We start from the raw sequence: 16,951 nt of genomic DNA, 5'->3' as shown, positions 1-16,951 counted from the left end.
AAATCAGGATGAAACGCCGAGGTCGGTGAGCTTGCGCCGCAGCAGTTCCCGCTCGCGCTGGTTGCCGCACAGCCGCACGGCGTGCTCCAGTTCGGTGCGCGCCTCGCCGGTGCGGCCCAGGCGGGTGAGCAGTTCCCCGCGAACGCTGGGCAGCAGGTGCGAGTTCGCCAGCGCCTCGGCTGCCACCAGTTCGTCCACGATCGGCAGCGCGGCCGCGGGCCCCTGGGCCATGGAGACCGCCACCGCCCGGTTGAGGTCGACGACCGGCGACGGCGCGAGCCGGCCCAGCGCCTCGTAGAGGAGCACGACGCGCTCCCAGTTCGTCGCGTCGACCGACGGGGCGATGGCGTGGCATTCGGCGATCGCCGCCTGCAAGCCGTAGGCGCCCAAGCCCCGGCCGACCCGTTCCGCGTGCGCCAGGGCGGCCCGTCCCCGGCGGATCGCGGCGCGGTCCCAGCGGCGGCGGTCCTGGTGCTCCAGCAGCACCGGCTCGCCGTCCGGCCCGGTGCGGGCGGGAAAGCGCGCCGCGGTCAGCTCGAGCAGCGCCAGCAGGCCGTAGACCTCGGGCTCGTCCGGCACCAGCCGGGTCAGCACCCGCGCCAGGCGCACCGCCTCGCGCGCGAGGTCGAGCCGGATCAGAGCGTCCCCGGAGCTGGCCGAGGACCCTTCGGTGAAGATCAGGTAGACCACGTTGAGCACCGAGCCGAGGCGTTCGCTCCGCTCCGCTGCGGGCGGCACCGCGAACGGCACCCGGGCCGCGGCAAGGGTTTTCTTCGCCCGGGTGATCCGGGCCTGCACGGTGGCGGTCGGGACGAGGAACGCCTTGGCGATCTCGTCGCTGGTGAGCCCGCCGACGACCCGCAGGGTGAGCGCCACCCTCGCCTCCCGCGACAGCACGGGGTGGCAGGAGATGAACATCAGCGCGAGCACGTCGTCGTCGATCTGGTCCGGATCCCACAGCACGTCCCCGCCGTCCCGGGCCGGATCGGCGGGCGCGCTCCCCGCGGCGACGCCGCCCTCGCCCAGGTGGTGGGCGAGGGCGGCATACCTTTCGTCGAGGGCGGAGCGCCGGCGGAACGCGTCGATCGCACGGCGACGGCCGACGGTGAGCAACCACCCCGCGGGGTTGCGGGGCACGCCGTCACGCGGCCAGCTCACCAGCGCTTCGGCCAGCGCCTCCTGGGCGAGGTCCTCGGCGAGCGTGAAGTCGCCGGTGTACCGGGCCAGCGCGCCGACGATCCGCGCGGACTCGATCCGCCAGACCGCCGCGACCGCGTCACGACCGCCCGCGTCTGCCATCGCGTCCGGGCTTCAGAGCTGGCCGGTCGCTTCGCGCCACGCCCGCTCCTTCTGGATCCACTCGTTGTCCTGCGGGAACTCGTCGATGCTGGCGACCCGGCGGATCTCGCACTTGGTGCCCGGACCGGCCATCGGCGCCCGCTTCGCCCACGCCACGGCCTCTTCCTTGGAGGAGACGTCCAGGATCCAGTAGCCGCCGAACAGCTCCTTGGTCTCGCCGTACGGTCCGTCGGTGACCACCGGCGGCTGGGACGAGTAGTCGACGACCACACCCTCGGCGGCGTCGTCCAGCCCCTCGGCGGCGACCAGGACGCCCGCCTGGATCATCTCGTCGTTGAACCGCCCCATCGACTCGAGGATCTCGTTGAAGTCGACGTTCTGGAACGCCTCGTACGACTCGTCGGTGGCCCGCATGATCAGCATGTACTTCATGGTTGTCTCCCTATGGTGTCCGGGGCCCGCGTCGACCCTCTCACCCCTGGGTCGAACGGGGAATGTCGCGGATCGACACGCTCGCCGATCTTTTTCCGGGAGACTCCGCGCGCACCCGGGATGTCCAGGTCGGCCGGCGAGCGGCCGACCTGGACGCCGGGGTCAGACGAGGTCGTACCGGTCGAGGTTCATGACCTTGTTCCAGGCGGACACGAAGTCGCGCACGAACTTCTCCCGCGAGTCGTCGCTCGCGTAAACCTCGGCGATGGCCCGCAGCTCGGAGTTCGAGCCGAAGAGGAGGTCGACGCGGCTGCCGGTCCACTTGACCTCGCCGGTGGCGCGGTCGCGGCCCTCGAAGGTCTCCGCGGTCGCGCCGTTTTCCGACGTGGCCTTCCACTCCGTGCCCATGTCGAGCAGGTTCACGAAGAAGTCGTTGGTCAGCGATCCGGGCGACGAGGTGAACACGCCCAGCGGGGTCTGCCGGTAGTTCGCGCCCAGGACACGCAGGCCGCCCACCAGGACGGTCATCTCGGGCGCGCTGAGGTTCAGCAGGTTCGCGCGGTCGACCAGCAGGTACTCGGACGGCAGCCGGTGGCCCTTGCCGCGGTAGTTGCGGAACCCGTCGGCGACCGGCTCCAGCGGGGCGAAGGACTCGACGTCGGTCTGCTCCTGCGACGCGTCCCCGCGCCCCGGGGTGAAGGGCACCTGGACGTCGATGCCGGCGTTCTTCGCGGCCTGCTCGACGGCGGCACATCCGCCGAGCACGATGAGGTCGGCGATCGAGACCTTCTTCCCGCCGGTCTGGGCGTTGTTGAAGGACTCCTGGATCCCCTCCAGGGTGCGCAGCACGGTCGCCAGCGTGTCGGGGTCGTTGACCTCCCAGCCCCGCTGCGGCTCGAGGCGGATCCGCGCGCCGTTCGCGCCGCCGCGCTTGTCGCTGCCGCGGAACGTCGAGGCCGACGCCCACGCGGTGGACACGAGCTGGGAAACCGACAGCCCCGAGTCGAGGATCTGGCTCTTGAGGGCGGCGACGTCCGCGGGCCCGACGAGCTCGTGGTCCACGGCGGGGATCGGGTCCTGCCAGATCAGCGTCTCCTGCGGGACCAGCGGCCCGAGGTAGCGCTGGATCGGGCCCATGTCGCGGTGGGTCAGCTTGAACCAGGCCCGGGCGAACGCGTCCGCGAGCTGGTCCGGGTTCTCCAGGAAGCGCCGCGAAATCGGCTCGTAGATCGGGTCGAACCGGAGCGAGAGGTCCGTGGTCAGCATCGTCGGGGGACGCGTCAGCTCGCCGGTCTCCGGGTCGGGCACCGTGTTGGCCCCGGCGCCGTCCTTCGGCTGCCACTGGTGGGCCCCGGCGGGGCTCTTGGTCAGCTCCCACTCGTAGCCGAACAGGGTCTCGAAGAAGCTGTTGTCCCACTTCGTCGGGGTGGGCGTCCAGGTGACCTCGAGGCCGCTGGTGATCGCGTCCCGGCCCTTGCCGGTGCCGAACGAGTTCTTCCAGCCCAGGCCCTGCTCCTCCAGCGGGGCGGCCTCGGGCTCGGGGCCGACGTGCTTGTCGGCGTCGGCCGCGCCGTGGGCCTTGCCGAAGGTGTGGCCGCCCGCGATCAGCGCGACGGTCTCCTCGTCGTTCATCGCCATGCGCCGGAACGTCTCGCGGATGTCGCGGGCCGCGGCGAGCGGATCCGGGTTGCCGTTGGGGCCTTCGGGGTTGACGTAGATGAGGCCCATCTGGACGGCGGCCAGCGGGTCCTCCAGGTCCCGGTCACCGGAGTAGCGCTCGTCGCCGAGCCAGGTGCGCTCGGGACCCCAGTAGACGTCCTCGTCGGGCTCCCAGACGTCCGCCCGGCCGCCGGCGAAGCCGAAGGTCTTGAGGCCCATGGTTTCCAGGGCGCGGTTGCCCGCGAAGATCATCAGGTCGGCCCACGAGATCTTGCGGCCGTACTTCTTCTTCACCGGCCAGAGCAGCCGGCGCGCCTTGTCCAGGCTCACGTTGTCCGGCCAGCTGTTCAACGGCGCGAAGCGCTGCATCCCGGCGCCCGCGCCCCCGCGGCCGTCGTTGATGCGGTACGTGCCCGCGCTGTGCCACGCCATCCGGATGAACAGCCCGCCGTAGTGGCCGAAGTCGGCGGGCCACCAGTCCTGCGAGGTGGTCAGCACCTCGTCGACGTCCCGCGCCAGGGCGTCGAGGTCCAGGGTCAGGAACTCCTTGGCGTAGTCGAAGTCCTCGCCCATGGGGTTGGCCACGGCCGGGTGCTTCCGGAGGATCTTCAGGTTGAGCTGGTTCGGCCACCAGTCTTGGTTGCTCCCACCCTCGGTCGGGTGGTTGAAGCGTCCGACTGAGACCGGGCACCCGCCTGCGCTCTCCTTGTTCATCTCGCCGACGACGGCGTCAGGGGTGTCAGACACGGGAATCCTTCCGGGATAAGAGCGTTCGCTCAGGAACTGATTGCAATGGAGCAGCCGGGGCACAGGCCCCAGTAGATGACCTCGGCCTCGTCGATCACGAAACCGTGGTCGTCGGACGCGGTCAAGCAAGGCGCGGTGCCCACGGCGCAGTCGACATCGGCGATTGCGCCGCACGACCGGCACACGACGTGGTGGTGGTTGTCCCCGACCCGCGCCTCGTAGCGCGCCACCGAGCCCGGCGGCTCGATGCGCCGCAGCAGACCCGCCGCGGTCAGCGCGCGCAGCACGTCGTAGACGGCCTGGTGGGACACCCCGCCGAGATCCGCGCGCACGACACCGAGGATCGAGTCGGTGTCGGCGTGCGGGTGATCGTGCACCGCGGACAGCACCGCCACCCGGGGCCGCGTCACGCGCAGCGCGACCCCGCGCAGCATGCGCTCGAAGTCCGCGGTCGTGGGCACGCGCCGAAGTGTGGCCCAGTTTCTGGAACCAATCAAGTTGCCTGGGCGAGGGAGATGTGCTCAGACCGCCGCGATGTGCAGCAGCAGTGACCCCGCGGCCAGCACGAAGGGCACGGCGGGGAACGGGAGGTGCGCGTAGCAGCGAGCGCGGACGACGGTGAAGATCGCGCCGGCGAAGTAGGCGACCAGCCCGGCCGCGGCGGCGAGGCCGAGCGGCGGCACGGCGAAGCCGAGGAGCAGCCCGGCGGCTCCGGCCGCCTTCAGCAGGCCGAGCGAGAGCAGCCAGGAGTGCGGGATGCCGTACTTGGTCATGTTGTCCACGACCCAGCCGACGCGGGCGAGGTCCATCGCCGCCGCCACGGCGTTGCCCGCGGCGGTGACGATGGTGACGACGAGGTAAGCGGTGAACATCGGGCCTACTCGGGAACGGGGTGGATGGTGGTCATCGCGCCAGGGCGAGGGCGAGCGAGGCGACGGCCAGGCCGAAGTAGACCCCGGGGAAGGCGATGTTGTAGAAGACGCGAGCGCGCAGGTGGGCGATGAGGGCGCCGGCGAAGAACAGGACGAGCCCGATCGCGGCGGCGATGCCGAGGGGCCGAACGCCCACCAGCCCGAGGAGGAGCCCGATGGCCCCGGCGGCCTTGAGCGCGGCGAGCGGCGGGATCCAGGACCGCGGGAGGCCCACCTCGGCCGAATTGGCGAGGACGAACTTGGCCCGGGCGAGATCCGCGACGGCGATCCCGGCGTTGAGCGCGATCGTGATGGTCGTGACGACTACATAAGCGATGAACATGGGGGTGTGCTTTCGTTCAGCCGAACATGCGGTAGGTGCCGACGAGCTCGAGCGGTTGCGGTGCCGGGCGAGCCGCTGCTTCCAGCCTGGCCTCGGTCCGTCTTCGCGTCCAATACCTGCGGCTATAACCTGGCGGCATGGATATCGACACCCGGCTGCTGCGGTACTTCGCCGCCGTGGCCGAGGAAGGGAACCTCACCCGCGCCGCGGAACGGCTGTTCGTGTCCCAACCCGCGCTGACCAAGCAGATCAAGCAGCTGGAGACCAAACTCGGGGTGCGGCTGTTCACGCGGTCCCGCGCCGGTATGGCGCTCACCGAACCGGGCCAGACCCTGGCCGAGCGGGCGCCGACCCTGCTGGCCGACTGGGACCGCCTGCTGCGGGAGACCAAGGGCGCGGCCAGCCGGGCGGCCCGCGTGCTGCGGGTCGGGTTCCTCGCCAGTGCCGCCAACGAGGCCACCCAGCAGATCATCACGGAATTCACCCGCCTCCGGCCGGGCTGGCGGGTCGACATGCGCCAGGCCTCGTGGTCGAACCCGACCGCCGGACTCGCCGACGGGGACGTCGACGCCGCCCTGCTGCGGCTGCCCTTCCCCGGTCAGGAAATCCTGCGCGTGGAGGTGCTGCTGACCGAACCCCGCTGGGTCGCGCTCCCCACCGGGCACCCGCTCGCCACCCGGGACGAGATCGCCTTCCACGAGCTGTGGGACGAGCCGTTCGTGGCGACCCCACCCGAAACGGGCCGGTGGCGCGACTACTGGCTGGCCACCGACGAACGCGACGGCCGTCCCCCGCGCATCGGCGCCGTCACCGAGCAGCCCGACGCCTGGCTCAGCGCCATCGCCAACGGCTACGGCATCGCCCTCGCCCCGGAATCCGCCGCCCGCTTCTATGCCCGCCCCGGCGTCACCTACCGGCCGGTCATCGGCGTCAGCCCCAGCCAGGTCGGCGTCGCCTGGGCGCCCGCCGGCGACACCAACCCCGTCATCCAGGACTTCGTCCGGTGCTGCCTGGACAACAAACCGAACTGAACGAGGAGCGGGCATTCCACGGGCGCCACGCGTGCGGGAATACTATCGGCATACCAGGTGTTTGAGCGTTCAACTACATGAAGGAGTGGAACGTGAGCTACGAATTCCTGGGCACGCGGCGGGAGCCGACCTTCGGCCTGGACACCTTCGGCGATGTGGAGAACGGCGCGAACGGGCAGCCGGTGAGCCAGGCGGAGGCCATTCGCCAGGTGGTGGCCGAGGGCGTGCTGGCGGATCGGGTGGGGGTGGACTACCTCGGCGTCGGCGAGCACCACCGCGCGGAGATGGCGGTGTCCTCGCCGGACGTCGTGCTGGCCGCGATCGCGGGGCAGACCGAGCGGATCCGCCTCGGCACCGCGGTGACGGTGCTCAGCTCGGACGACCCGGTGCGGGTGTACGAGCGGTTCGCCACGCTGGACGCCATTTCCCGGGGCCGCGCCGAGGTCACGCTCGGGCGCGGCTCGTTCACCGAGTCGTTCCCGCTGTTCGGCTACTCGCTGGCCGACTACGACGTGCTGTTCACCGAGAAGCTGGACCTGTTCACGCACCTGCGGGAGGAGAAGCCGGTCACCTGGACCGGCACCGTGCGACCTCCGCTGGACGGCGCACAGGCCTTCCCGCTCACCGAATCGGGCAGCCTGCCCGCATGGGTGGGCGTCGGCGGCACCCCGCAGTCGGTGGTCCGGGCGGCCGCGTACGGCCTGCCGCTGGTGCTGGCCGTGATCGGCGGGTCCCCGGAGCGATTCGCGCCGCTGGCCGAGCTGTACCGGCGCGCCCTGCGGGAGGCGGGCCACGAGGAGTTGCCGATCTCCATGCACAGTCCGGGGCACGTCGCCGAAACCGACGAACTCGCGGCGGCCCAGCACTTCCCGCACCACCAGGCCGCATTCGCCAAGATCGGCGCGGAGCGCGGGTGGGCGCCGATGACCCGCGCCGACTACGACGCCATGGCCGGGCCGCGCGGCGCGCTGTTCGTCGGTTCGCCGGAGACCGTCGCGCGCAAGATCGCCTGGTCGGTGCGCACCCTCGGCCTGTCCCGGTTCCAGCTCAAGTACGGCGCCGGCGCGCTACCGCACGAGCAGCGGCTCGAATCGATCCGGCGGTACGGCGAACAGGTCATCCCCCGGGTCAGGGAACTGCTGGCCGACGACTGAAAGGCGGCAGGCGCGTCAGCCGTTCAGGGCCGGGAACCCGGTCCGCCAGGTCGGATGGCCGGGACGCCAGCCGCGGGAACGGGCCAGGGAGTTGACCGCTCCGCGTTCCCAGCCCTGCCGCCCGGCCGCCGGTTCGGGTGCGGGCACGCCGAGTGCCGTTGCCAGTTCCGGCAGCCATTCGCGCGCCCGCGCGGGCTCGTCGTCCACGACGTTGACCGGTCCGCCCGGCCAGTGCAGCGCGTCGGCCGCGGCCCGCGCCGCGTCCTCGACGTGGACGAAGGAACTCACCGCGTCGTTGGCCTCGATGCTGCCCAGGAACTTCGCGGCCGGGTCACCGGCCAGGGCCGCGGCGACGGCGCCGCCGGGCGCGTACCAGGTGTGCCCGGGCCGTACAGGACACCGAAGCGCAGCAGCACGGCGGTGTCCACTTCGGACGCTGTTTCCTCCAGCGCCCGGATGCCGTGCACCATCCGGGCCCGCGGCCCCGCCGCCCCGTCGTCGAGGGGTACCGACTCGTCGGCCGGGGTGTCCCCGGGAGCGTATGCCCAGCAGATGGACTGGGTGACGATCCGGCGCACCCCGGCCGCCTTGGCCGCGGCCAGCGAGCTGCTTTCCGAGTACGCGGGCGAGGCGGCGGTGCTCGGCGGCGGGACCGTGCTGCTGCCGATGATGCACCGCGCCGAGATCACCGCGCGGCACGTGGTGGATCTGCGCGGGCTCGGCCTGGACACCGTCACCGAGCACGCCGGTCACGTCGAAATCGGCGCGATGGCCACCTACCGCGACCTGCTCGCCTCGCCGGTGCTGGCGCGCAGGGCGCCGCTGCTGCCGAGGATGGCCGCCGGGGTCACCGGTGGCGATCAGGTGCGCAATCTCGGCACGATCGGCGGGTCGGCGTGTTTCGCGAACCCGTCCTCGGATGTGCCCGCCGTGCTGGTCGCGCTCGGCGTGACGCTGCGAGTGCACGGCACCTCGGGGTACCGCGACGTCGCCGCCGCGGATTTCTTCCGCGGCGCCTTCACCACCGATCTCGCGGACGGCGAGTTCCTCGCCTCGCTGCTGGTGCCGCACCGGCCCGGCCGGAACGGTTACCACAAGCTGAAACTCTGCGAAGGCAGCTGGCCGATCGTCACCGCGGTGGCCACCATCCATCCCCCTGGAGCGACGTCCTCGCCGACGCGGCGTACCGCCGCGCGGTGGCCGGAGTGGTCGCCCGCCGTGCCGTCACCGACCTGATCGAAGGAACGAACCGATGAACACCCCGGACCAGGCACCGCCCGCGCGCACGATCACCTTGCGGGTCAACGGAATCGAGCACACTGTCGGCATCGAGGACCGGGAGTTGCTGGTCGACGTGATCCGGCGGAGGCTGACGCTGACCGGAACCCACGCCGGTTGCTACAACGGCGACTGCCCGGTGACCATGAACGGCGGGATCGTCAAGGCCTGCCTGGTCCTGGCGGCCAGTGCGGACGGTGCGGAGATCACCACGATCGAGGGCTTCTCCGGCGGCGCGGGACTCGACCCGATTCAGGAGGCGTTCTGGGCCGAGGACGGATTCCAGTGCGATTTCTGCCTGCCCGGCCAGCTGTTCGCCACCCGGAACCTGCTCGACAGCGATCCCGAACCGGATGAGCGCGCGATCCGCGGCGCGCTGAGCGGGAACATCTGCCGGTGCACCGGATACGTCACCGTGGTCCGGGCCGTCCAGGAGGCGCCGCGACGGTCAACCGTCCTGAGCCAGCGCACCCTGTCCTTCGCGTTGCTAGGATGCTAGCATCGGCTCGTGGGTGATGAGGAAGTCAAGCAGTTCAACGTGTACCTGCCGATCGGACTGATCAAACAGGTCAAGCACCACGCCATCGAGGAGGGCCTGTCGCTCTCGGCGCTGGTCGCCGACGCGCTGCGCGCCTACCTCGACGACGCCCACGGGCAACGACCGCAACCGCCTGGGAAGGAAACCTGATATGACCACCGGAGGGATCGAGGCCGTGTTCCTGGAGACCCACAACTGGGGCAAGGCGGCGAAGTTCTTCCAAGCGCTGGGCTTCGAGCTGGAGTTCGCGACCGACCACAACTCCGGTCAGCTCCGCAACGGTGATGGTCCGTACGTGTTCATCGCCGAGGTCCCCGAGGACCGCGAGCCCGGAATGCGGATCGCGCTCAAGGTGGCCGACGCGGACGCGTTCCGCGCCGATCCCGCCGTCGACGTGGTCACGCCGTTCGAGGAAACCCATTACGGGACCAGGGAAATGACTGTCCGCGATCCCGACGGGCGGCTCTGGAGCCTGCAAGCTCCCGGCAAGAACTGAAGGGGAAATTGTGGCAGACGAGCGAATCGCGACACCGGACGACACCGCGGTGCGGGTCGCCCTCTGGCGGGCGATGCATGTCCAGGTCGACCCGCCGCCGCACGTGCTCGAGGACGAGATCGGCCTGCGGCTGGCGGCTCCCGGCGCGGGCTGGCGCGACCGCCCGGACATGGATCCGCACGCCACCAGCGGGTACCGGGGCGCCATCGTGTCCCGGGCTCGGTTCATCGAGGACCTGGTCGCCGAGCAGGCCGGCCGCGGCGTCACCCAGTACGTCATCTTGGGGGCTGGCCTGGACACCTTTGCCCAACGCAGGCCGGAGATCGCCGCCAACCTCCGGGTCTTCGAGGTCGAGCAGCCCGGACCGCAGGCCTGGAAGCGCCAACGCCTGATCGAACTCGGTTACGGCATCCCGGACTGGCTGCGACTGGTGCCCGTCGACTTCGAGGCGAGCGAGTCCTGGTGGGAGCGGTTGTCCGCCGCCGGTTTCGATTCCGATCGCCCCGCGGTCATCGTTTCCACCGGCGTCACCATGTACCTCACCAAGGACGCGACCGCGGCCACCCTGCGCCAGATCGCCGGGCTCGCCCCCGGCTCGACGCTCGCCATGACGTTCCTGCTGCCGATCGAACTCGTCGACGACGTCGATCGTCCCGGACGCCAGGCGGCCGATGACGGTGCGCGCGCGTCCGGAACGCCGTTCATCAGCCTCTACACCCCGCAGGAGATGCTGGCACTGGCCCGCGAAGCCGGTTTCCGGGACGCCCAGCACGTATCGGGAACCCAGCTCGCCGAGCGCTACTTCGCCGAGCGGACCGACGGCCTCCGCCCGTCGACCGGAGAGGATCTCCTGCTGGCCACCACCTGACGGCGCGAGCGGCCGTTTCCGCGCGGCACCGGCCCGCGGCAGTGCGGAACCGCCGCTGTGCCCGAACTCGCACCGGGCGTCACCGCCGACGAGGTCCGAGCGGTCACCGAACCGGAACCACTCGTCCCGTCCTGCCCGGGTCAGGTTCGGGTTCCCCGTTCGTCGCACGGCAGCCGGCCGGGCCCGTAGACAGCGGTGAAGTCCTCGGTGAGGTCGGTGGCGGTGTTCGCCATTTCCGTGGCGTCGATCCGGATGGCCCCCGCGAACGGTTCGTCGACGTCGTTGATCACCAGCAGCGAACCGATGGACAACGCGGCCGTGGCGGCCACGGCGATCACGTGGAACACGTTGCGGCTGGTGGGAATCGAGTAGGCGCCAACAGGAACGCGACCTGCTCGCGCGCGGAATCGACGCCGGTGAGATCTCGCCAAGACTCGGCCCCGACGCCGCGATCGACGCCCTGTTCGGCCCGATCGTCTATTGCGCCCTGATGGGGTCGAGCATCCCCCGCGGCCTGGTGGACACCCTCTTCGAAGACCTGCTCAGGCCCCGCTCCGGCTGACGGCGCGGGGCATCACCGCGGATTCGCTTATCCGGCAGGAAGTTCCGCTCGGGCGGTCACCGGTACGGGTGGTGGCGGACGGGACCCGCGCGAAGGTCGGGGCCGGGTCGCGGCGGTCGCTTGTGGACGACGATGGGGGTGCCGGAATCCCGGCCGGGCTGGGTGCGGTCGTGGGCGGCGCGTTGTTCGGGGTCGCGCAGCAGCCGGTAGGCGGCCAGGACCGCGGCCAGCCGGTCGGGATCGGGCCGGTGCGCGTCGGGGTGCAGCGCGCGGACGAGGCGCCGGTAGGCGGCGGTGATCTCGGCCTGCGGGGCGTCGCGGTCCACGCCGAGCACGGCGTACGGGTCCGGAGGCGGGGTCCGAGTCATCGCGCCGACTTTCCGAACGCGGGTCATTCCTCGTCGGCGGTCACCGGGATGACGCGGTGCTGCTCGGCGACATCGGCCGGATCGGCCTCGAGCGCCGCGGACTGGCGCAGCTGATCGGCCAGCGCGAGTTCGTCGAGGCCGGTGTCGTCGTCGGGCAGCGCGGGGCGTTGCTGGTCGGCCACGTCCGCCGCGGGCTTGATGTCGTCGGGCATCACGGGTCCTCCTGAACCGTCGAGCTGGCGGGTGGTGAGCAGTCGGCACAGGTCGTCGCGGGCGGGGGCGAGCAGCCGGGGCCCGGTGATCAGGCAGCCGTGCACGGCGTGCAGATCGGCGAGGAGTTCGCCGAGCACCTGTGCTTCCCGGCGCCCCGCCAGGGCCGCGGGGGCCTGGCGCGACACGGCGCGCACGAACTCGGCCAGCGCGTCGGCGACCCGCATGGCGCCGTCCACACCCGCGTGCAGTTCGGGCAACTCCGGTGGGCGGGTGGCCAGGATGTGCTCGGCATCGAGCAGCAGGCGCGAGGCCCGCTCCAGCAGCCCGCCCAGGGGCTCGCTCTCCGGCCGCACCTCCCGTGCTCACCTCCTCCTCATGCGCCGCACTGGCTGGTGGGTTCCCTGTGGAGTTGATTTGAATCGGCCTCGCCGCCGATGACCGGGGTCAGGACGGGCGAGGCCGACGTGTTCGCGGGGATGGTCAGGCGTTGATCTGCTTGGCCTCACCGCCCCCGGTGATCGCGATCTTGCGGGGTTTGGCCTGCTCGGCCACCGGAATCCGCAGCGTGAGCACACCGGCGTCGTAGCTGGCCCGGATGCTGTCCGCGTCCAGGGTGTCGCCCAGGAACAGCTGGCGGGAGAACACCCCGCGGGGTCGCTCGGCCGCGGTCACCTCGACGTCCTCGCCGAACTCGGCCTTGCGTTCGGCCCGGACGGTCAGCACGTTGCGCTCCACGTCCAGATCGATCGAGTCGGCCGGGACACCGGGCAGATCGAACGCCACCACGTACTCGTCACCGGAGCGGTAGGCGTCCATCGGCATCACCGCCGGCCGCGAGGTCGTGCCGGTGGCACCGAAGAACTGCTGAGTCAGCCGATCCAGCTCCCGGAACGGGTCGGTCCGCATCAACATCACAACTGCCTCCTTCCACCTGCCGCCACGTGGTGTGGCGGACCCTCAATGCTGCCTTCATAGTTGCCAACGACCGGCTCAAGTTTTCTGTTCCCGCAACCACACGTTTGGCGGAAGGGGTGGCGTGCCCGGCGAGTGCCCCGTCCTCCGACGGCGAGGCCCCTGCCACGAACCGTCCGTGGCAGGGGCCGAGCCGCTGGAAAGGAATAGCCCATCGTGGTTGTCGACGATCGTTCGCGTGCATCACCTGCCTTTCCGCACCTCGCGCATGCTCGGGCGAGCGGGCCGCGGAGGGGAACGCTGCCGCACCGACTGTCGCCGCGCGGGAAGCGCGCTCTCGCCGATCGGCCGGACGCCGGGATGGATTCCGGCGGGCGCGGGACTCCCGTGCGGGCGCGGCGCGACCCGCGGCGGGTGCCCATCGCCCGGCGGGGAGGCGGGGAAGTTGGCGGCCACGATCGCGTCGAACTCCGCGCGCAGCCAGGCCGGATCCTGGCAGACCAACTCGGCGAAGGTCTGCGTCGCCACCGTGTCTCGCATGGTCTCCGGCATCGCGGATCACTCCCCGGCATCACCGCTCGTTCGCCCGTACCAGGTCATTCACCGTTACGGTTTTTATATAGCGCCGACTGGAGATTGTGTCAAGCAAGGGTGCCAGATAACGTGGAGTGGAGATCACTGTCTCGACGATGTGCGGGGAAGGGTGTGCGGGTTGGCCGATCTGGGCAAGCTCGACGATGCGGACTACCCGGCGTTCACCACCGGGCAGGCCGCGCAGATGCTGGGCGTGCAGGTGGCGTTCCTGCGCAGCCTCGACACCGCCGGGGTGGTGCGCCCCGAACGGTCCGAGGGCGGGCACCGGCGCTACTCCCGCCGCCAGCTCGAACTCGCCGCCCGGCTCCGGGAACAGTTCGACCAGGGGCACACCCTCGCCGCCGCGGCGCGCATCGTCGGCCTGGAAGACCGGCTCGCCGCCGCGGAAGACGAGATCAGTACCCTGCGTGATCGGCTCGCCGATGCCGAAACCCGCAGTCCTCCGCCCGGCTAGGACTCGATCCGCTTCTCCAGCCGGACGGTCACGATGTCGCCGGCCTCCTTGCCGATCGCCTTGCGGACGCTGGCTTTGACGGGGAGTTTGTGCGTGCCGTCGCCCAGCGCCATGAACGAACTCTCGAACGGATGGCCGTCGATTCTGCCCCGGACCTTGACCAGCCCCCGCGTTCCGAAGAATTCGACCGATTCCGGCCAGATGAGGTAGGTCCAGCCGCCCTTTTCGGGGCTCTTGCGCAGCGTCGCGGTGAATTCCTTGTTCATCGTTGCCACTCCTTCGTTTTCTTCGCCGTCTCAGCGCCACACGCCGACGATGACGGCGATGATCAGCAGTTTGCTCAGCCAGTCGCCCGCGTGCAGGACGGCCAGCCGCCACGGGACCTTCTCGTGGATGACCGAGCCGGTGAGGAGCACGACCGGAAATCCGATCCAGAGCGCGAATCCGAGCGTCGCCGCCCCCGCCCAGCCGGCGATTCCGGTCTTGGCGATCACCCCGGCGAGGACGGCGGCGATGACGAGATGCTTGACGAGTTCGACCGGCATCAGCCACATCGGCGGCCGTGCCGCGGCCGCCTCGCGGGCGGCGGGGCTGAGCCGCTGGTAATGACCGCCGAGAATCGCGTAGTAGACGAAAGCCGCCGCGAACGCGGCCACCGCGGCGACGCCGACCGCCAGGTAGTTGAGATCGAGCATGAGAACCTCCCGGGTCCGTGCACGCCCTCGATCCGGGTGGTCCAGCCGGTCGGCCGGGCGCGTTCGGTGCTACATCGATCCCGCGTCGCCGAATTCGACACGTCTGAGAGTGGCGTGGGTCACAGACGCCGGGGTTGCTGTACCACTCCCGGCGCGCCCCGCGCCACCGTGACACACCGGCTCGGCGGGCCGGGGTCACGTGGTGAACGCCATCTGTGGAGCTGGATCGTTCCCGGTAGGCTTTTGGTTCGCGGTACGCCGCACTTTCCGATCCCGTCGAGCACGCAGGAGGACCCCGGTGACCGAACAGGCTGCCGAGGCCGGCGCAGTCGCCACCGAGCCGCAGCGCCGGGTGCTCGTCGCCGAAGACGAAGCGCTGATCCGGCTCGATCTCGTGGAGATGCTCCGCGAGGAGGGCTACCAGGTGGTCGGCGAGGCCGGCGACGGGGAAGAGGCCATCAAACTGGCCAATGACCTGAAACCGGATCTGGTGATCCTCGACGTCAAGATGCCCAAGCTGGACGGCATCGAGGCGGCCTCCAAGATCACCGGCGACCGGGTCGCCCCGGTCGTCATCCTCACCGCCTTCAGCCAGCGCGATCTGGTCGAGCGCGCGCGGGACGCGGGGACGATGGCCTACCTGGTCAAACCGTTCGCGAAGCGGGACCTGGTGCCCGCCATCGAACTCGCGGTCAGCCGGTTCGCCGAGCTGCAAGCCCTGGAATCCGAGGTCGCCGGGCTCACCGACCGGCTGGAAACCCGCAAGGCCATCGACCGCGCCAAGGGTCTCCTGATGACCCAGCAGGGCCTCACCGAGCCCGAGGCGTTCCGCTGGATCCAGCGCACCGCGATGGATCGCCGTACCACGATGAAGGCCGTCGCAGAAGCGGTCGTGGAAAGTATCGGCCAAAAGTAGCACTCTCCTCGCCTTGCCGGCGAGCACACGTTCACTCACCGTGATCACCCGATGGTCGCTACTGACGATCGGGTGGGAATCTTTGGGTAACTCTCGTGACCACCGTCACGATGTGGAAACAAGAACACGAGTGAACCTGTGCAACTCCCCGTTGGACGGCTACGTTCAGCGGCCAAGTCAGGTCCCTGGCAGGGACTGCCGCTTTTCAAGCGGCTCGTCGGCATTTGGAGGAACGAGTGTCAAGAGCACGACTCACGCGAGCTTTCGTGCTGGCCGCGGCGGCGTCGATCGCCCTCGGTGCATGTGCAGCGCGTGACGACGGTGGTTCCGGGAACAACAACTCGGGCAACCAGTCCCAGGCGGCGGCCCCGGAACAGGCGGCCAACGCCGCGGACCCGGCCGGCGACGGCAAGGCCAAGTGCGCGCCGGTTTCGATCGCGTACGCCGGCACCATCAACGGCGACAACGCCGCGCTCGGCCAGAACATCCTGAACGGGGTGCGGGTCGCCGTCGAGCGGCACAACAACGCCAACAAGGAATGCCAGGTCGGGCTGAAGGAATTCGAAACCGAGGGTGCGGCCGACAAGGCGCCCGGCACGGTGACCCAGATCGCGAACACGAAGGAAATCATCGGCGTGGTCGGCCTCCCGTTCTCGGGTGAGTCCAAGGCTGCCGGCAACATCTTCAACTCCGCGGGCCTGGTCAGCGTGACCCCGTCGGCGACCGGCCCGGCGCTGAGCACCAACGGTTGGAAGACGTTCTTCCGCGGCCTCGGCAACGACAACACCCAGGGACCGGCCGCCGCCAAGTTCATCACCGGCGAGCTCAAGGCCACCAAGGTGTGCGTGGTCGAGGACGACTCCGAGTACGGCGTCGGCCTGGCCAACGCCATCAAGCAGGCGCTCGGGGACAAAGCCACCTGCCAGGAGAAGGTCAAGTCCAAGCAGATCGACTTCGCCGCCGTGGTGAACAAGATCAAGAGCGAGAACCCGCAGGCCATCTTCTACTCCGGCTACTACCGCGAGGCCGCGCCGTTCGCGCAGCAGCTCGCCAACGCCGGTGTCGAGGCCAAGTTCGTCGCGCCGGACGGCGTGAAGGACGACGAGTTCGTCAAGGGCGCCGGGGACGCGGCGGCCAAGGCCTACTTCACCTGCCCGTGCGTGCCGGCCGACCAGTTCAAGGAGTTCAACGAGGGCTACAAGGCGATCTCCGGCGGCAAGGAGCCGGGCACCTATTCGCCCGAGGGCTACGACCTCGCGACGATCCTGCTCAAGGGCATCGACGCCGGAAAGGTCGACCGCGCCGGTCTGCTCGACTTCGTCAAGAACTACGACGGCCAGGGCCTGACCAAGCACTTCAAGTGGGACGACAAGGGCGAGTTGGCCAAGACCACGGTGTGGACCTACAAGGTCGAAAACGGGAAAATCGTCCGCAACACCGAGATCAAGGACAACTGACTTCGGTCCGATTCTTGGTTAGCC

25 protein-coding genes and 1 pseudogene are annotated in these 16,951 nt (G+C 70.2%); 11 read left to right on the top strand and 15 right to left on the bottom strand.

From position 1 onward, the window contains the following. Nucleotides 1-3 precede the first annotated feature (3 nt). The 6 genes from FXO23_RS16900 to FXO23_RS16875 all read right to left on the bottom strand — a co-directional run bounded on the left by FXO23_RS16900 (nt 4) and on the right by FXO23_RS16875 (nt 5,391). Nucleotides 4-1,299 (bottom strand): RNA polymerase sigma factor, encoded by a 1,296-nt coding sequence (locus tag FXO23_RS16900; protein ID WP_158885884.1) that lies wholly within the window; start codon nt 1,297-1,299, stop codon nt 4-6. A gap of 12 nt (nt 1,300-1,311) precedes the next feature. Continuing rightward, on the bottom strand, nt 1,312-1,731 hold the full coding sequence (locus FXO23_RS16895; protein ID WP_158885882.1) for a YciI family protein: 420 nt from the start codon (nt 1,729-1,731) through the stop codon (nt 1,312-1,314). A gap of 162 nt (nt 1,732-1,893) precedes the next feature. Further along, complete coding sequence (gene katG, locus FXO23_RS16890) at nt 1,894-4,137, bottom strand: catalase/peroxidase HPI (RefSeq protein ID WP_158885880.1); 2,244 nt, start codon at nt 4,135-4,137, stop codon at nt 1,894-1,896. Between the two features lie 29 nt (nt 4,138-4,166). Continuing rightward, nucleotides 4,167-4,598 (bottom strand): Fur family transcriptional regulator, encoded by a 432-nt coding sequence (locus FXO23_RS16885; protein WP_158885878.1) that lies wholly within the window; start codon nt 4,596-4,598, stop codon nt 4,167-4,169. 60 nt (nt 4,599-4,658) lie between these two features. Next, complete coding sequence (locus FXO23_RS16880; RefSeq protein ID WP_158885876.1) at nt 4,659-5,009, bottom strand: DoxX family protein; 351 nt, start codon at nt 5,007-5,009, stop codon at nt 4,659-4,661. 31 nt (nt 5,010-5,040) lie between these two features. Then, on the bottom strand, nt 5,041-5,391 hold the full coding sequence (locus FXO23_RS16875) for a DoxX family protein (RefSeq protein WP_158885874.1): 351 nt from the start codon (nt 5,389-5,391) through the stop codon (nt 5,041-5,043). A 137-nt stretch (nt 5,392-5,528) separates the two neighbouring features. Here FXO23_RS16875 and FXO23_RS16870 point away from each other — a divergent pair, with 137 nt between their 5' ends. Both FXO23_RS16870 and FXO23_RS16865 read left to right on the top strand, forming a co-directional pair. Then, nucleotides 5,529-6,422 (top strand): LysR family transcriptional regulator, encoded by an 894-nt coding sequence (locus FXO23_RS16870; protein ID WP_158885872.1) that lies wholly within the window; start codon nt 5,529-5,531, stop codon nt 6,420-6,422. Nucleotides 6,423-6,514: 92 nt separating this feature from the next. Beyond that, nucleotides 6,515-7,576: an LLM class flavin-dependent oxidoreductase gene (locus tag FXO23_RS16865; protein ID WP_158885870.1), complete on the top strand. Its 1,062-nt coding sequence runs from the start codon at nt 6,515-6,517 to the stop codon at nt 7,574-7,576. 15 nt (nt 7,577-7,591) lie between these two features. Here the strand turns inward: FXO23_RS16865 and FXO23_RS16860 are convergent, their stop codons facing one another. Beyond that, on the bottom strand, nt 7,592-7,864 hold the full coding sequence (locus tag FXO23_RS16860) for an NAD-dependent epimerase/dehydratase family protein (RefSeq protein WP_158885868.1): 273 nt from the start codon (nt 7,862-7,864) through the stop codon (nt 7,592-7,594). Next, nucleotides 7,861-8,154: a hypothetical protein gene (locus FXO23_RS16855; protein ID WP_158885866.1), complete on the bottom strand. Its 294-nt coding sequence runs from the start codon at nt 8,152-8,154 to the stop codon at nt 7,861-7,863. The genes FXO23_RS16860 and FXO23_RS16855 overlap by 4 nt, the downstream gene beginning before the upstream one ends. Here FXO23_RS16855 and FXO23_RS16850 point away from each other — a divergent pair. The 5 genes from FXO23_RS16850 to FXO23_RS16830 are packed head-to-tail and all read left to right on the top strand — an operon-like array spanning nt 8,129 to nt 10,756. Then, nucleotides 8,129-8,812 (top strand): FAD binding domain-containing protein, encoded by a 684-nt coding sequence (locus FXO23_RS16850; protein WP_158885864.1) that lies wholly within the window; start codon nt 8,129-8,131, stop codon nt 8,810-8,812. The genes FXO23_RS16855 and FXO23_RS16850 overlap by 26 nt on opposite strands. Before the next feature lie 16 nt (nt 8,813-8,828). Continuing rightward, nucleotides 8,829-9,353, top strand: coding sequence for a (2Fe-2S)-binding protein (locus tag FXO23_RS16845; RefSeq protein WP_158885862.1), 525 nt, complete (start codon nt 8,829-8,831; stop codon nt 9,351-9,353). A gap of 9 nt (nt 9,354-9,362) precedes the next feature. After that, nucleotides 9,363-9,542, top strand: a complete 180-nt coding sequence (locus tag FXO23_RS16840) for a ribbon-helix-helix domain-containing protein (protein ID WP_158885860.1) — start codon at nt 9,363-9,365, stop codon at nt 9,540-9,542. A gap of 1 nt (nt 9,543) precedes the next feature. Further along, entirely contained in the window at nt 9,544-9,888 is a 345-nt protein-coding gene (locus FXO23_RS16835) for a VOC family protein (protein WP_158885858.1), read from the top strand. Between the two features lie 25 nt (nt 9,889-9,913). Then, nucleotides 9,914-10,756, top strand: a complete 843-nt coding sequence (locus FXO23_RS16830; protein ID WP_218952074.1) for a class I SAM-dependent methyltransferase — start codon at nt 9,914-9,916, stop codon at nt 10,754-10,756. Nucleotides 10,757-10,896: 140 nt separating this feature from the next. On the opposite strand, the gene FXO23_RS16825 is transcribed toward FXO23_RS16830, so the two are convergent. Beyond that, the gene (locus FXO23_RS16825; RefSeq protein ID WP_158885854.1) at nt 10,897-11,094 is read right to left on the bottom strand and encodes a hypothetical protein; all 198 of its coding nucleotides are present in this window, start codon (nt 11,092-11,094) and stop codon (nt 10,897-10,899) included. Nucleotides 11,095-11,132: 38 nt separating this feature from the next. Between FXO23_RS16825 and FXO23_RS16820 the strand changes: the two are divergent. Then, nucleotides 11,133-11,318: pseudogene (locus tag FXO23_RS16820) on the top strand (TetR/AcrR family transcriptional regulator C-terminal ligand-binding domain-containing protein); the annotation flags it as partial. Between the two features lie 56 nt (nt 11,319-11,374). On the opposite strand, the gene FXO23_RS16815 reads toward FXO23_RS16820, so the two are convergent. From FXO23_RS16815 to FXO23_RS16800, 4 genes are all read right to left on the bottom strand, one after another. After that, nucleotides 11,375-11,686: a J domain-containing protein gene (locus FXO23_RS16815; protein ID WP_158885852.1), complete on the bottom strand. Its 312-nt coding sequence runs from the start codon at nt 11,684-11,686 to the stop codon at nt 11,375-11,377. A gap of 23 nt (nt 11,687-11,709) precedes the next feature. Beyond that, entirely contained in the window at nt 11,710-12,252 is a 543-nt protein-coding gene (locus tag FXO23_RS16810; RefSeq protein WP_158885848.1) for a hypothetical protein, read from the bottom strand. Between the two features lie 127 nt (nt 12,253-12,379). Continuing rightward, complete coding sequence (locus tag FXO23_RS16805) at nt 12,380-12,811, bottom strand: Hsp20/alpha crystallin family protein (RefSeq protein ID WP_158885846.1); 432 nt, start codon at nt 12,809-12,811, stop codon at nt 12,380-12,382. A 243-nt stretch (nt 12,812-13,054) separates the two neighbouring features. After that, on the bottom strand, nt 13,055-13,363 hold the full coding sequence (locus tag FXO23_RS16800) for a hypothetical protein (RefSeq protein ID WP_158885844.1): 309 nt from the start codon (nt 13,361-13,363) through the stop codon (nt 13,055-13,057). Between the two features lie 160 nt (nt 13,364-13,523). Between FXO23_RS16800 and FXO23_RS16795 the strand changes: the two genes are divergently transcribed. Next, entirely contained in the window at nt 13,524-13,859 is a 336-nt protein-coding gene (locus FXO23_RS16795; protein ID WP_246257366.1) for a helix-turn-helix domain-containing protein, read from the top strand. Here the strand turns inward: FXO23_RS16795 and FXO23_RS16790 are convergent. Both FXO23_RS16790 and FXO23_RS16785 read right to left on the bottom strand, forming a co-directional pair. Next, complete coding sequence (locus FXO23_RS16790; RefSeq protein ID WP_158885840.1) at nt 13,856-14,125, bottom strand: DUF1905 domain-containing protein; 270 nt, start codon at nt 14,123-14,125, stop codon at nt 13,856-13,858. The two genes, FXO23_RS16795 and FXO23_RS16790, sit on opposite strands and share 4 nt — an antisense overlap. A gap of 30 nt (nt 14,126-14,155) precedes the next feature. Next, on the bottom strand, nt 14,156-14,554 hold the full coding sequence (locus tag FXO23_RS16785) for a DUF1761 domain-containing protein (RefSeq protein ID WP_158885838.1): 399 nt from the start codon (nt 14,552-14,554) through the stop codon (nt 14,156-14,158). Between the two features lie 298 nt (nt 14,555-14,852). Here FXO23_RS16785 and FXO23_RS16780 point away from each other — a divergent pair, with 298 nt between their 5' ends. Together FXO23_RS16780 and FXO23_RS16775 are read left to right on the top strand one after the other, a co-directional pair. Continuing rightward, entirely contained in the window at nt 14,853-15,470 is a 618-nt protein-coding gene (locus FXO23_RS16780; protein ID WP_158885836.1) for an ANTAR domain-containing response regulator, read from the top strand. Nucleotides 15,471-15,736: 266 nt separating this feature from the next. Continuing rightward, nucleotides 15,737-16,927: a branched-chain amino acid ABC transporter substrate-binding protein gene (locus tag FXO23_RS16775; protein WP_158886082.1), complete on the top strand. Its 1,191-nt coding sequence runs from the start codon at nt 15,737-15,739 to the stop codon at nt 16,925-16,927. The last annotated feature ends 24 nt before the right edge of the window (nt 16,928-16,951 follow it).

The organism is Amycolatopsis anabasis (assembly GCF_009765355.1).
GTDB lineage: Bacteria > Actinomycetota > Actinomycetes > Mycobacteriales > Pseudonocardiaceae > Amycolatopsis > Amycolatopsis anabasis.
This window is presented reverse-complemented; position numbering and strand designations above follow the sequence as displayed.